We start from the raw sequence: 13,957 nt of genomic DNA on the forward strand, positions 1-13,957 counted from the left end.
TGACCGTTACGCCGCTTCCCTGCCGGCGGGCGATCGACGCGGCGCACCGGCGTCCGGTCGCCAGGGCGCTGCGCACGCGGCCGCGCCCCGATGTCGTGGTCGTGCTGACGGACGGCCAGACCCCGTGGCCGGACGCGCGACCGGCGTGCCGGACGGTGGTGGGTCTGTTCTCCCGGCACTCGGCGAGCTGGGACGAGGACGACCCCGGATACGTGCCGGACACGCCGCCCGCCTGGACCCGGGTGGTCCACATCGGGTAGTCCCTGCGCGGCGCTTTGACGACTACGAAGTGGTAACAGACCACAACTGTAGGGGAGTTGCCGTGGTCCAGTCGGGCATGAAGATCTCTTTCCTTCTCCACAACGCCTACGGGATCGGAGGCACCATCGCCACCACGTTCAACCTGGCCCAGGCGCTGGCCGAGCGGCACGAGGTGGAGATCGTCTCGGTGCTGCGGCACCGGGAACGGACGAACTTCACCCTGGACCCGGCGGTGACGCTGCGGCCGCTGGTGGACCTCAGACAGGACAAGGAGCACGCGTTGCACCAGCGGCCGGCGAGGGTGTTCCCCCGCGCCGAGTACCGGTACCGGCAGTACAGCGAGTTGACCGACCGGCGGATCCGCGAGTGCCTCGCCGCCATCGACGCCGACGTGGTGATCGGCACCCGGCCGGGCCTCAATGTGCACCTCGCGCTGGAGGCCCCGCGGCATGTCGCCCGGGTCGGGCAGGAGCACCTCACCCTGGACAACCACTCGCCCCGGCTGCGCGGTGCGCTGCGCCGGGCCTACCGCAGGCTCGACGTGCTCACCACGGTGACCGAGGCCGACGCCGGTGCCTACCGGCGCAAGATGCGGCTGCCGGGCGTACGGGTCCAGGCTCTGCCGAACAGCGTGCCGGATCCGGCGCTGCCGGCCGCGGACGGCAACGCGAAGGTGGTCGTCGCGGCCGGGCGGCTGGTCCCGGTGAAACGCTACGACCTGCTCATCGAGGCCTTCGCGCTGGTCGCCGCCGAACACCCTGACTGGCACCTGCGCATCTACGGCAAGGGCGAGGAACACGACCGGCTGCGGGGGCTCGTCGCGGATCTCGGCCTGTGCAACAACGTGTTCCTGATGGGGGCTGCCGCTCCCATGGAGGCGGAGTGGGTAAAGGGCTCGATCGGTGTGGCCGCCTCCAACTTCGAGCCGTTCGGCATGACGATCGTCGAGGCGATGCGCTGCGGTCTGCCGGTGGTGAGCACCGACTGTCCCCACGGCCCCGGCGAGATCATCGCGGACGGGGTCGACGGCCGGCTGGTGCCCGTCGGGGACCGTGACGCACTCGGCGCGGCCCTGCTGGACCTGGTGGGCGACGACGAGCGGCGCCGCCGTTCGGGCCGTGCGGCCCTGGAGAACGCGCGGCGGTTCGCTCCCGGCCCGGTGGTCGAGCAGGCCGAACACCTGCTGAACGAGGCGGTCTCGGCGAGAAGAGCGGGCCGACGGGTCGCCACGGGACGCGCCCGAGTGCACCACACGCTGGTCAGCCAGTGCTTCGCGGCCCGCGACGCCGCGATCACCTCGGTCGGCACCGTACGCCGGACACTGCGAGGAGCCAGTGGTGAGTGACGGTACGGACAGCGCCGGGGTGCGTACGGAACCGCGCGTCGGCTGCGCGGTCGACGCGGACGGCCGGATCACCTTCGACCTGTCACTGCCGTCGGCCGAGGCCGGAGGGCGGCGGTTGCTGCTGCGGCTGCGTCCGAAGAAGGGCCGGCCCGAGCAGGCTCTCCACGTCCTGGACCTGGAGCCGGCCGACGAGGGACGCGTGCGTGCCGCCTTGGGCGGACAGCCGGTGCTCGCGGAGGGCCGGTGGGACGTGTACCTGCTGGGACCGGGAGACGAACGGCAGCGTCTGCGCCCCGGCCTGCGCGATCTGCGCGCCCTGGTCGACGGCCACCGCCGTGACCGGCCGTCGCCGGTGGCCGTCCGGATTCCCTACGTCACCCAGGACGGGCATCTCGCGGTTCGGGCCTGGGTGCGCCCCGGGCACGCCGAGGTCGACGGCATCGACATCGACGTGGCAAAGGGGTCGACGACGGTCGGCGCTCGCCTGCACGGTGCGTCGCTCCTCGCGGGAGCAGTCGTACGCCTTCGTCTGCGCGGGACCGACGGTGCCGAACACACCCTGGAGCCGCGGGCCGGAAGCGACAGCCGGAGCTTCTCCTTCACGCTCGACCACGCGGAGTTGGCGGCCGCGACGGGGAGGGGGAAGGGGACGGGAAGCGGTGTCTGGAACGTTTTCGTGCAGCCTTCGGCGAAGGCGCCTGTCATCCGGCTCGCCCGTCTCCTCGACGACGTGGCGGACCGCAAGGAGGTCTTCGTCTACCCGCCGGTCACGGTGGGAGGTGTCGCGCTGCGTCCCTACTACACGGTCGACAACGATCTGTCCGTGGAGGTGTGGAGGCAGGCCGTCGACTCCGGCGAGGTCACCGTCCACAACGCGCGCGCAGGCGCCGAGTGAGACCGGAACACGCGCGCAGGCGCCGAGTGAGGCCGGCGGCCGCCCCGACGGCCCCGGCTTCCCGGCGCGGATCTACTCTGGCCCCGTGACCAGCTTCGATCAGGCGGGGGGCGCGCCCCGGCCGCAGTCGCTGATGCTGAGTTTCTTCGGCATCCACGTCCTGGACCGGGACGTCGCCGTGTCGGCGAGCAGCCTGATCGACGTGTTCGGGCAGGCCGGGATCACCGAGGACGCCGTACGGTCGACGCTCACCCGCATGGTCAAGCGCGGCCTGCTGGACCGGCACCGGAGGGGCCGTAAGACCTACTTCGGACCGACACCGCGTGCCACCCGGGTGCTGCGGGACGGCCACGACCGGATCTGGCGCACCGGCGCGGTCAACCGGGACTGGGACGGCACCTGGACCCTGGTCGGCTTCTCCCTGCCGGAGGCCTGGCGCAGCGAGCGGCACGATCTGCGGTCCCGGCTGATGTGGAACGGTTTCGGCCCGTTGCAGAGCGGCCTGTGGGTCGCGCCGGGCACGGTGGACGTGCCCGAGGTGGTCGCGGGACTCGGCGTCGACCCGTATCTGAGGGTCTTTCGGGGCGCCATGGCCGTCGCCCCGACCGACGCCCGCACGGTCCTGCACACGGCGTTCGACGTGGAGTCCGTCGCGAAGGGGTACGGGGCGTTCCTGGCGCGGTGGGGCGCGGACGAGGCCCGGAGCGCGGACGGGACGAGTGTGCTCGTACGGCAACTGCTCCTGCACACCGACTGGCTGGAGCAGGTCCGCCAGGATCCGCATCTGCCGGCCGAGCACCTGCCCGAGGACTGGCCCGCGGCCCGCGCGGAGGAGCACTTCCACGAGCTGGCGCACCGCTACGAGGAGCCGGCCCGCCTGGAGGCCGGAAGGGCGCTGGACGTGATCCGGACGACGGCCCCGTAGCACCTGCCGGCTCGCCGCCCACTCGCTGTCGCTGTCTCCTGCCGTCTGCGTAGGCCTGCGCTTCGTTATTGGGCAATCTATTGACCGTCGTCGAAAAACTGCCCTACATTCATCGCGTTCCCGGCGTCCCCGCATCACCCAAAGCTGCACAAGCCGCTCAAAGAACACAAGCAGCACAAGCCGCCTCAGCCGCACAAGCCGCTCAAAGGGGAGCTCACGTGTCCACCGAAACGCGCGCCCAATCCGGTTCCACCGCCGCCTCACCACCATCCGGTGGACTGCCGGTCGGCACCCTCATCGCCGGCTGCTTCGCCGTCTGTCTCGCGCAGATCGCCCTTGCCATGCCGGCCACGCTGAACGGGCTCTTCCAGGAGGACCTGCACCCCGTCGGTTCACAGCTGACCTGGATCTCGGACGCGTTCCTGCTGCCCGTCTCCGTCCTGGAGCTGACCTTCGGCGTCCTCGGCGACCTCTTCGGCCGCAAGCGGCTGCTGGTCGGCGGCGGTGGACTGCTGGTGGTCGGCGAGGCGCTCGCCGCCTCCGCGACCGGCATCCACATGCTCTGGGTGGGCCAGGCCATCGCCGGTCTGGGCGCGGCGGCCCTCTTCCCCACGTCGCTCGCCATGATCGCCGCGGGCACGCACTCGGCCAAGGACCGCGCCCGAACCATCACGATCTGGGCCGCGGCCCTCTCCAGCGGTGGCTTCGTCGCCCCCGTCCTGGGCGGCATCACCGGCAACTACGGCTCCTGGCGCTGGGCGTTCATCGTCGTCACGGGCCTGGCCCTGATCAGTACCGTGCTCAGCCAGCTGCTGGCGCACAACTCCAGTGCCCCGGAGGGTCGTTCACTCGATCTGGCCGGCCAGATCACCATCGGCGTCGGTATGTTCGCCCTGCTCTACGCCGTGATCCAGGGCCCGGCGGACGGCTGGACCGCGAGGCCCGTGGTGATCGCCTACGTCGTGGCCGCGCTGTTCATCACTCTGTTCGTCGTGGCCGAACACCGGGCCGCCTCACCGCTGTTGAGGCTGGACCTGTTCAAGAACCGGGCGTTCGCGGTGGCGTCGTTCGTCGCGGTGGTCGGCATGTTCAGCTACCTCGGCACGGCCTACGCGACCAGCATCCGGCTCGGCCCGGTCCAGCACCAGAGCCCGCTGCGGGGTTCGTTCGCCTTCATCCTGCTCAACGCCTGGACGCTGCTGCTGATGCCGCTGATCTCCCGGCTGCTGGAGAGGGTCAGCCCGAGGTGGGTGCTGGGTACCGGTCTGGCGCTCATGGCAGCGGGAGACTTCCTCGCCGCCACCCTCTCGGTCCACGACCGCGCGCTGACCTCGCTCATCCTCCCGATCGGCCTGGTCGGCATCGGCTTCGCGCTCACGGTCTCCTCGATCACGTCGACGGCCGTCAACACGGTGGAGGTCCACTACGCGGGCATGGCCAGCGCCTCGACCAGCCTGCTCCGCGACTTCGGCTTCACCCTCGGCCCGGCGGTCATCGGCGCGATCGCGCTGAGCCGCGCGGCGGACGAGTTCACGTCCAAGCTGGCCTCCTCCCACCTCTCGGCCGAGGTCAAGGCGGCCGCGGGCCAGGTGGCGGCGGAGGGCGGGCCCCTCGCCTCCAACTCGGTCCCGCCCTCGTCCCCGCCGGGCGGAGCGGCCCCCATCGCCCTGGAGGCCCTCGGCAACGGCTACGCCATCGGCTACGTGGTCTGCGGCATCGCGGCGCTGGCCTGCTGCCTTCTGAGTGTGGTCGCGCTGCGCGGGAAGGGCGACCAGGACGCGACGGTGGGCATCACCAAGGAAGAGGAGGAGCAGCCCACGGCCGCCTGACCGACCATCGCCCGCCTGGTGTCACAGGACATTTTCACTATGGGCACAGAAACCATATCGGCGCGCCACAGCCGTACGTGACGGTGTTTCTCCGGACGACTCGCGCGACACGATTAAGGACCACAGGACTGTGACATCCGACCCAGCCGGAAACGAACCGGTCTACGAAAGCCTGCTACGTGAGCGCGGCGACGTCGTGGCGGAAGCCCGCGTGGCGGCCGAACACATGCAGCACCAGGCACCGCAGGAGCTGAGCGGGTACCAGTGGGTTCCGTCGGAGCCCGGCCCTCAGTGAGCCCTCCGCAGGGGCGGACCGAGCACGACCGCCGCACCGCCCGCCCCTGCGCCCGGCTCGACACCCCGCGCGCCACCGAGCCGGATCGTCTCGATCACGCGGCCCCCTCCCCGTAGGCTCAACCCCGTTGGCCTGCACGGAGATTGACGGCCGCCGTGCCCCCCGGCACGCGCCGGAGGGGCGGGAAGATGACATACGACGGGCTGATCCGGCCGCTGCCGGAGCTCCTGAGGACGCACGCGGAGAGGTCGCCGTCGCACATCGCGTTCGCCGACGACCTGCGCGCCGTCACCTACGAGGAGTTGGAACGGCGCACCGGTCGACTGGCCGGGCACCTCGCCCGCACCGGCCTTCGGCGCGGCGACCGGGTCGCGATCTGTCTGGGCAACTGCGTGGAGATGGTCGAGAGCATCCTGGCCGTCGTCAGGGCGGGAGCGATCGGCGTGCCCCTCAATCCCCGGTCGTCCGACGCCGAACTCGCCCATTTCGTCGAGGACAGCGGCGCCTCGGTCCTCGTCACCGATTCCGCGCACCTGGCGCGCCTGCACCGCCTCGACCGCGGACACGGCCGGTTACGCGTCGTGCTCACCGGCCCGGGACCGGTCCCGGGCGACGCCCCGGACGGCACGGTCCTGTTCTCCACCGTCGCCGCCGAGCCCTCTTCGGCGGGGCCGCCCCGCGATGACCTCGGGCTCGACGAGCCGGCCTGGATCCTCTACACCTCGGGCACCACACACCGGCCCAAGGGTGTCGTGTCCACGCAGCGCGCCGCGCTGTGGTCGGCGGCAGCCTGTTACGCCCCGCTGTTCGGGCTCTCACCCGAGGACCGGCTGCTGTGGCCGCTGCCGCTGTTCCACAGCTTCGGGCACTCCTTCGCCGTCCTGGCCGTCACCGCCGTCGGCGCGAGTGCCAGGATCACCGCCGACCTCCTCCCGCCCGACGGCCTCCTGCGGGAGCTGCGCACACCTCACGCAGCCCTGGGCGGCTCCTACACCCTCCTGGCCGGGGTGCCCGCCACCTACCACCAGCTGCTGGCATCGGCCCACAAGACGCCGCCCCCTTCGGTGCCGGACCTTCGGACCTGCGTCGTGGCGGGCGCTCCGAGCACACCGGCCCTGCGCCGTTCGGTCGAGGACCTGCTGGGGGCTCCGCTCCTCGACGCGTACGGCAGCACCGAGACCTGTGGCCTGATCGCGGCGAACCGTCCGGGCGGGGTGCGGCTCGACGGTTCCTGCGGGCCGCCGATCCCGGGCGTGGAGGTGCGCGTCGTCGATCCGCGCTCCGGCAACGATGTCACGGTCGGCGACGAGGGCGAGATCTGGGTGCGCGGGCCGAGTCTCATGACCGGTTACCACGACCGGCCCGAGGAGACGGAGCCGGCGCTGCGGGACGGCTGGTACCACACCGGGGACCTCGGCCGGCGCCTCGCACACGGCCATCTCGCCCTCACCGGCCGGGTCAGCGAGCTGATCATCCGTGGTGGGGAGAACATCCACCCCACGGAGGTCGAACAGGCCCTGCTGCGCTGCCCCGGCGTGCGGGACGCGGTCGTCGTGGGCGCGCCGCACGAGGTCCTCGGCGAGGTCCCGGTGGCCTACGTCGTTCCGGGACCGGAAGGGTTCGACCCGCGGCGGGTCCTCGACGCATGCCGCGCCCAGTTGGCCGAGTACAAACTGCCCGCCGAGATCCGCGAGATCGGGGCCGTCCCCCGCACGGCGTCCGGCAAGATCGTCCGCCACGCGGTCGCCACGGGAGCGGCACGGCCCGCTGCCGGCGTCCCCGCGGTCCCCTCCGTGCGAACGGACACCGACGGGTCCCTGCGACTGCGGCTGCTTTCCCTGCCGCCGGACGCACGGGAGCGCGCGCTGCGCGAAGCGGTGCTCGCCGAGACGGCAGACGTCTGCGGGCGCGGGGGCGGGGGGCGCGAACAGCTTGACGCCGACAGCCCGTTCACCGATCTCGGGCTGACGTCGGTGGGCGCCGTGACGCTGATCGACCGTATCGGCGAGGCGACGGGACTGCGGCTGCCCTCGACGCTGATCTTCGACCGCCCCACGCCGGCCGCGCTGGCCCGGCAGGTGCACAGCACGCTCTTCGTCCCCCGGTCCGCGGCTGCCCCGGACCCGGCCGCGCAGACCGGCCCGGACGATCCGGTGGTGATCGTCGCCATGGCCTGCCGCTACCCGGGCAATGTCAACTCCCCTGAGGAACTCTGGGAGTTGGTGTCGCAGGGCAGGGACGCGATCTCGGACTTCCCCACCGACCGGGGCTGGGACCTGGCCGCTCTCTACGACCCCGACCCGGACCGGACCGGCACCTCGTACACCCGTAGCGGCGGATTCCTGCACACGGCCGCGGAGTTCGACGCGGGCCTCTTCGGGATCGCCCCGCGCGAGGCGCTCGCCATGGACCCGCAGCAGCGGCTGCTGCTGGAGACCTCGTGGGAGCTCTGGGAGCGGGCCGGTATCGCCCCGGCGGCCCTGCGCGACAGCGACACGGGCGTCTTCGTGGGCGTCATGCACGGCGACTACGCCGGCCGTCTCACCCGGCACGAGCTGGAGGCCCATCTGGCCCTGGGCTCGACCGGCAGCGTGGCCTCGGGCCGGATCTCGTACGTCCACGGCCTGCGCGGGCCCTCGATCACGATCGACACGGCCTGCTCCTCCTCGCTGGTGGCACTGCACTGGGCGGCCCAGGCGCTGCGCTCCGGCGAGTGCTCCCTGGCCCTGGCCGGCGGGGTCACGGTGATGGCGACCCCGAATGCGTTCACCGCCTTCAGCCGCCAACGGAATCTCGCACCCGACGGCCGCTGCAAGTCGTTCTCGGCCTCGGCCGACGGCACCGCCTGGGCCGAGGGCGTGGGCCTGGTGCTGCTGGAGCGGCTGTCCGACGCCCGTCGCCACGGCCACCCGGTCCTGGCCGTGCTGCGCGGCTCCGCCGTCAACTCCGACGGCGCGTCCAACGGTCTGACGGCTCCCAACGGCGAGGCCCAACAGCGGCTGATCACCAGGGCGTTGACCGAGGCGGGCCTGCACTCGGGCGACGTGGACGTGGTGGAGGCGCACGGTACGGGCACCACGCTCGGCGACCCCATCGAGGCACGGGCCCTGCTCGCCACGTACGGCCAGGGCCGGCCCGAGGACAAACCGCCCCTGTGGCTGGGTTCGGTCAAGTCCAACCTCGGGCACAGCCAGGCGGCCGCCGGCGTCGCCGGGGTCATCAAGATGGTGCAGGCCATGCGGCACGAGGAGCTACCCCGGACGCTGCACGCCCAGACACCCACACCCCACGCCGACTGGTCCTCGGGCCGGGTGGAGCTGCTGACCGAGGCCCGCCCCTGGCCTGCGACTGGCTCCGGACGGCGCCGGGCCGGCGTGTCGGCCTTCGGCATCGGCGGGACGAACGCGCACGTGATCCTGGAGGAAGCGCCTGAGCCGCCCGGCGCCGGGCCGGACGTCGGGGCGGTCGCGGCGCCCTGGCTGCTCTCCGGCGCCGACGAGGGCGCCCTGCGGGCCCAGGCCCGCCGTCTCACGGACCACTTGGCGTCCCGGCCGGACCTCTCGGCGGCCGATGTCGGCCTCACTCTGGCCGCATCCAGGTCGGCCCTCGCCCACCGGGCGATGGTCCCGGCCTCGGACCGGGCACGGATGACGGCCGCGCTGCGGGCGCTGGCCGAGGGCGGCGACAGCACCGACGCGGTGCGGGCCCTCGCGGATCCCGCCCTGCGCACGGCCTTCCTGTTCACCGGGCAGGGCGCCCAACGCGTCCGCATGGGCGTGGAGTTGCGCACCGCGTTCCCCGCCTTCGCTGCCGCCTTCGACGAGGTCTGCCGGGAGCTGGACGGCCATCTGGAGCGGCCGCTGGACCTGGTGCTGTCCGCCGGACCGGGTGCGCCGGAGGTTGCTCTGCTGGACCGTACGGACTTCACGCAGGCAGGTCTGTTCGCCTTCGAGGTGGCCCTGTTCCGGCTGCTGGAGTCCTGGGGTGTGCGCGCCGACTTCCTGGCCGGGCACTCCGTCGGGGAACTGGCGGCGGCGCACGTCGCCGGCGTACTGGATCTGCCCGACGCGGCCCAACTCGTCGCGGCGCGGGGCAGGTTGATGCAGGCTCTGCCCGCCGGCGGGGCGATGGTGGCCCTGCACGCGACGGAGGACGAGGCCCGCGCGGCGCTCGGGAACGCCGGCGTGAGGGTGGCGATCGCCTCCGTCAACGGTCCGCGCTCGGTGGTGATCTCCGGGGTACGGGAGACGGTGCTCGCCATCGCGGCCGGTTTCGAGGCGCGCGGCCGCAGGACCGTACGCCTGCGGGTCGGTCATGCCTTCCACTCGCCCCTGGTCGAGCCCATGCTCGACGACTTCCGGCGGGTCGCGGAGGGGCTGACGTTCCGGCCGCCGCGGATCCCGATGGCCTCCGCCGTGACGGGCCGTCCGGCCGAGGCAGGCGACCTGTGTTCCGCTCAGTACTGGGTGCGGCACGTCCGCCGGCCTGTGCGGTTCGCGGACGCCGTGCGCTCGCTCGGGGACAACGGCGTCTCGGCCTTCCTGGAGGTCGGCCCCGGTGCCGGGCTCACGACCGCGGCCGAGGACTGCCTGGCCGGTGATGCCCTGTGCGTCGCCGCCGCTCGTGGCGGCGAGCCCGAGCCGAAGTCGCTTCTGTCCGCCGTGGCTCGGCTGCACGTGCGCGGGGCGCGGGTCGACTGGCCCGCCGTGTTCGCGGGCACCGGTGCCCGGCGGGTGGACCTGCCGACGTACGCCTTCCAGCGCCGGCGGTACTGGCTGGACGCGCCGCGCACCCCGGACCCCACGGCGTCCGCGCACGGTCACCCGCTGCTGGGTCCGGGGTTCGCCGTGCCCGACACCGACCGCACGGTGTTCTCCGGCCGGGTCTCGCTCACGGCCCATCCGTGGCTCGCGGACCATGTGGTCGCCGGGACGGTGCTCGTCCCCGCGACGGTGTTCGTCGAGTCGGCCGTTCGGGCGGGCGGCGAGGTCGGCTGCGGCGCCCTCGACGAACTGCTGGTGCTCGCCCCGCTCACCCTGCCCCCGGCAACGACCGTACGCCTCCAGGTCGTCGTGGGCGCGGCGGACACTGCGGGCCGGCGACCCGTCGACGTCTACGCCCGGCCGGACGAGGCGGATGCGGAGGACGCGCAGGACGGCTCCTGGACCCGGCACGCCACGGGGCTGGTGGGTCCGGCGCCGGAGCCGGCGGCACCGCGCGGGACGGAGTGGCCACCGCAGGACGCGACCGGGATCGATCTCACCGACGCGTACGACGGTCTCGCGGACACGGGTCTGGCCTACGGGCCTGCCTTCCGTGGCGTGCGGGCACTGTGGCGGCGCGGCGACGAAGTGTTCGCGGAAGTCCGCCTGCCCGAAGGGGAGTCGGTGGCGGCCGGCCGCTTCGGGATCCACCCGGCCCTGCTGGACGCGGCACTGCACGCGCCGCTGCTCATGGACTCCGCGCCCGAATCCGGTGCTGTCCGGGTGCCGTTCGCGTGGAACGGGTTCCGCCTGTACGCGGCGGGCGCGAGGGCGGTTCGGGTACGGGTCACTCCGGACGGGGCGGGCACGGTCGCGGTGACGCTCGAAGACCCGGCGGGCCGCCCGGTGGCCCGGGTGGACGCCCTGACCACACGTGAACTCCCCACCGCTGCCGATGACTTGGCGGGACGGGCTCTGTTCCGCCCCGAGTGGACCGCCGTGGCGGGCGAGCACTCCGCGGACACCGCGCGCTGGGAGGTCGTGGACGACGGACCGGACCTGCGCGGTTCGATCTCCGGCCTGCCCGAATCCGCCCCGCCCGAGCCGGACACCGTCGTCGTCACCGCCGTCGGCGCGACCACGGACCGCGATCCCCTCACCGCCGCGCACGTGCTGGCCGACCGGGTGCTCCGCACACTGCAGGACTGGCAGGACGACCCTCGGACGGCGGGCTCGCGCCTGGTGGTCGTCACCCGGGACGCCACCTCGCCCGAGCCGGACCTGGCCGGGGCCGCGGTGTGGGGGCTGGTGCGCGCCGCCCAGTCGGAGCTGCCCGGACGCATCGTCCTGGTCGACGTGGACGACCGGCCCGGCTCACTGCGGCGGCTGCCCGCGGCGGTGGCCACTGGCGAACCTCAACTCGCGATCCGCGAAGGGCAGTTGGCGGCGCCACGGCTGGCCGTCGCGGCAACCGGAGGGTCCGGCGTGACCCTCCGGCCGGACGGCACCGCACTGATCACCGGCGGCACCGGTGCGCTGGGAGCGGAGCTCGCCCGCCACCTCGTCAGGTCGTACGGCGTACGACATCTGCTGCTGATCGGACGCCGCGGGCCGCAGGCGCCGGGGGCCGAGGAACTGCGGGAGGAACTGGCGGAGTTGGGCGCCGAGGTGCGGATCGTGGCCTGCGACGCGGCCGACCGGGCCGCGCTGGCCGAGGTGATCAACGGCTGTGAACCCGCGGTGACCGCCGTGGTGCATGCCGCCGGGGTTCTGGACGACGGCGTGCTGGCGGCGCTGACGCCCGAGCGGATGGCCGCGGTGCTCCGGCCGAAGGCGGACGCGGCCTGGCACCTGCACGAGCTGACCCTGGACCTGGACCTGTCGGCGTTCGTCCTGTTCTCGTCCGTGTCCGGTCTGCTGGGCCGAGCCGGGCAGGGCAACTACGCGGCGGCGAACTCCTTCCTGGACGCCCTCGCCCGCCACCGTGCCCGACTGGGGCTGCCGGCGGTCTCCCTGGCCTGGGGACCGTGGGAGTCCGAGGAGGGTATGGCCGGCCCGCGGCAGTGGAAGGGGGACACGCTCCGGCCGCTCACCGTGGCACAGGGGCTGGCCCTGTTCGACGCGGCGCTCCGCGAAGGGGAGCCCGTGCTGGCGCCCGCCCTGCTGGACCGGACGGGCCTGCGTTCCGCCGTGGAGCCCCTTCCGCCGCTCTTGCGCGGGCTGGTGCGCCCCCGCACGCCCGCCGCCGGGAGTGCTCGCCCCGGCCCCGAGCAGCCAGGGCAACCGGGAGCCTGGCGCGAGGTGCTGGCCGAGCTGCCTGCGGCTCAACGGGCCGACGCACTCACGGAGTTGATGAACGCCGAGGTGGCGACGGTGCTCGGGTACCCGGACTCCGACGCGCTCCCGGCGGGCAGGTCCTTCGCCGAGTTGGGCTTCGACTCCCTGATGGCGGTGCAGATCCGCAACCGGCTGAGCACGGCCCTACGGCTCAGGCTTCCCGCCGCCGTGGTGTTCGAGCACCCGACGGCCCAGGGGCTGGCCCGCCACGTGCTCGGCCTGCTCGATGACGACCTGCCCGCGACGCCGCCGGACACAGGGAGGGCACCGGATGCCGGGCGGACGCGGGACGGCGGCCGGGCTCCGGACAGCGGGCGGTCACGGGACAGCGGGCAGACCGCGGGCCCCGGGCAGGCATCCGGCCCGCGGCCCGCACAGACTCTGTCCTCGCTCTACCGGCGGGTCTGCGAGGCCGGTCAGGTGGTCGCCGCGATGCAGATGCTGGTCACCGCGTCCTGGGCGGCAGCGACGTTCGACAGCGCCGACAGCCGGCGGCACGCTCTTGCGCCGCTGCGGCGCGCCACCGGTTCCGGGGACGGCCCGGTGCTCGTCTTCTTCACGGGCACCCACCCGCCGTTCGCCGCTCCGGACGGGGAGTTCGCCCGCTTCCACGGCTGTCTCCAGGGCGAGTTGGACGTACTCGAGTTCCCGCATCCCGGCATCGGTGCGGGTGACGCGGTGCCGGCCGACCGGGAGACACTGGCCCGCACGCACGCCGAGTCGGTGCTGCGGCACGTGGGTGACCGGCCCTTCGTGGTCGTCGGGGCCAGTACCGGGGGCGCCGTGGCGCACACGGTGACCCGGCGGCTGGAAGCCATGGGGGCCGCTCCTGTGGGGCAGGTGCTGCTGGACACCTACCTCATCGACGACGGCAACAGCGACAAGGAGTGGCTGCTGGCCCTGCCCGCGGCCATCGCTCCGCGTCTGGGCGGCAATGAGTTCACCGGGGACGAGGACGCCGGGGTCGCGGCGCTGGGCGCGTACACCCGCATGTTCCTCGGCTGGGAGCCGGAACCGGTCGCCACACCCACCCTGCTGGTGCGTGCCACGCGGCCGACCCCGGAGATGGCGGCCGGCGCGGAGGCGGAGGAGTGGCGGACCTCGTGGCCGCTTCCGCACACGCGGGTCGACGTCCCCGGAGACCACTTCTCTTTCCTGCAGGAACACTCCGGGACCACGGTGGCGGCCATCCGCGCGTGGCTCGACTCCCTCGAAGGAGGGCAGTGACTGATTCGCATCCCGTCCGGCTGACGGCGGCCTCCTCGGAGCTCGACACGGCGGTGGGCCGGCTGCCCGGTTCCGACGGCCTGCGCCATCCGCTCTTCGAGTCCGCCGCCATCCGTCAGGTGTTCCAGGAGGGCGCGGTG

General features: G+C 73.2%; 6 protein-coding genes and 1 pseudogene. All 7 read left to right on the forward strand.

Annotation, left to right across the window (positions count from 1 at the left end):
* Positions 1–47 precede the first annotated feature (47 nt).
* Positions 48–260: pseudogene (locus tag ACYUED_RS04180) on the forward strand (DUF2201 family putative metallopeptidase); the annotation flags it as partial.
* Positions 261–337: 77 nt separating this feature from the next.
* Positions 338–1,606, forward strand: a complete 1,269-nt coding sequence (locus tag ACYUED_RS04185) for a glycosyltransferase family 4 protein (protein WP_491290967.1) — start codon at positions 338–340, stop codon at positions 1,604–1,606.
* On the forward strand, positions 1,599–2,501 hold the full coding sequence (locus ACYUED_RS04190; protein WP_491290968.1) for a transferase: 903 nt from the start codon (positions 1,599–1,601) through the stop codon (positions 2,499–2,501). Before ACYUED_RS04185 ends, ACYUED_RS04190 begins: the two co-directional genes overlap by 8 nt.
* An 85-nt stretch (positions 2,502–2,586) precedes the next feature.
* Positions 2,587–3,426, forward strand: a complete 840-nt coding sequence (locus ACYUED_RS04195; protein ID WP_491290969.1) for a PaaX family transcriptional regulator — start codon at positions 2,587–2,589, stop codon at positions 3,424–3,426.
* A 218-nt stretch (positions 3,427–3,644) separates the two neighbouring features.
* On the forward strand, positions 3,645–5,255 hold the full coding sequence (locus ACYUED_RS04200) for an MFS transporter (RefSeq protein ID WP_491290970.1): 1,611 nt from the start codon (positions 3,645–3,647) through the stop codon (positions 5,253–5,255).
* 130 nt (positions 5,256–5,385) lie between these two features.
* On the forward strand, positions 5,386–5,550 hold the full coding sequence (locus tag ACYUED_RS04205; RefSeq protein WP_491290971.1) for a hypothetical protein: 165 nt from the start codon (positions 5,386–5,388) through the stop codon (positions 5,548–5,550).
* Positions 5,551–5,738: 188 nt separating this feature from the next.
* Positions 5,739–13,817: an SDR family NAD(P)-dependent oxidoreductase gene (locus ACYUED_RS04210; RefSeq protein ID WP_491290972.1), complete on the forward strand. Its 8,079-nt coding sequence runs from the start codon at positions 5,739–5,741 to the stop codon at positions 13,815–13,817.
* The last annotated feature ends 140 nt before the right edge of the window (positions 13,818–13,957 follow it).

It is taken from the genome of Streptomyces sp. DF42 (genome assembly GCF_058267695.1).

Bases quoted from the DNA above. Each gene is read 5' to 3' on its own strand.
- ACYUED_RS04185 (WP_491290967.1), top strand. From the start codon at position 338: ATGAAGATCTCTTTCCTTCTCCACAACGCCTACGGGATCGGAGGCACC.
- ACYUED_RS04210 (WP_491290972.1), top strand. From the start codon at position 5,739: ATGACATACGACGGGCTGATCCGGCCGCTGCCGGAGCTCCTGAGGACG.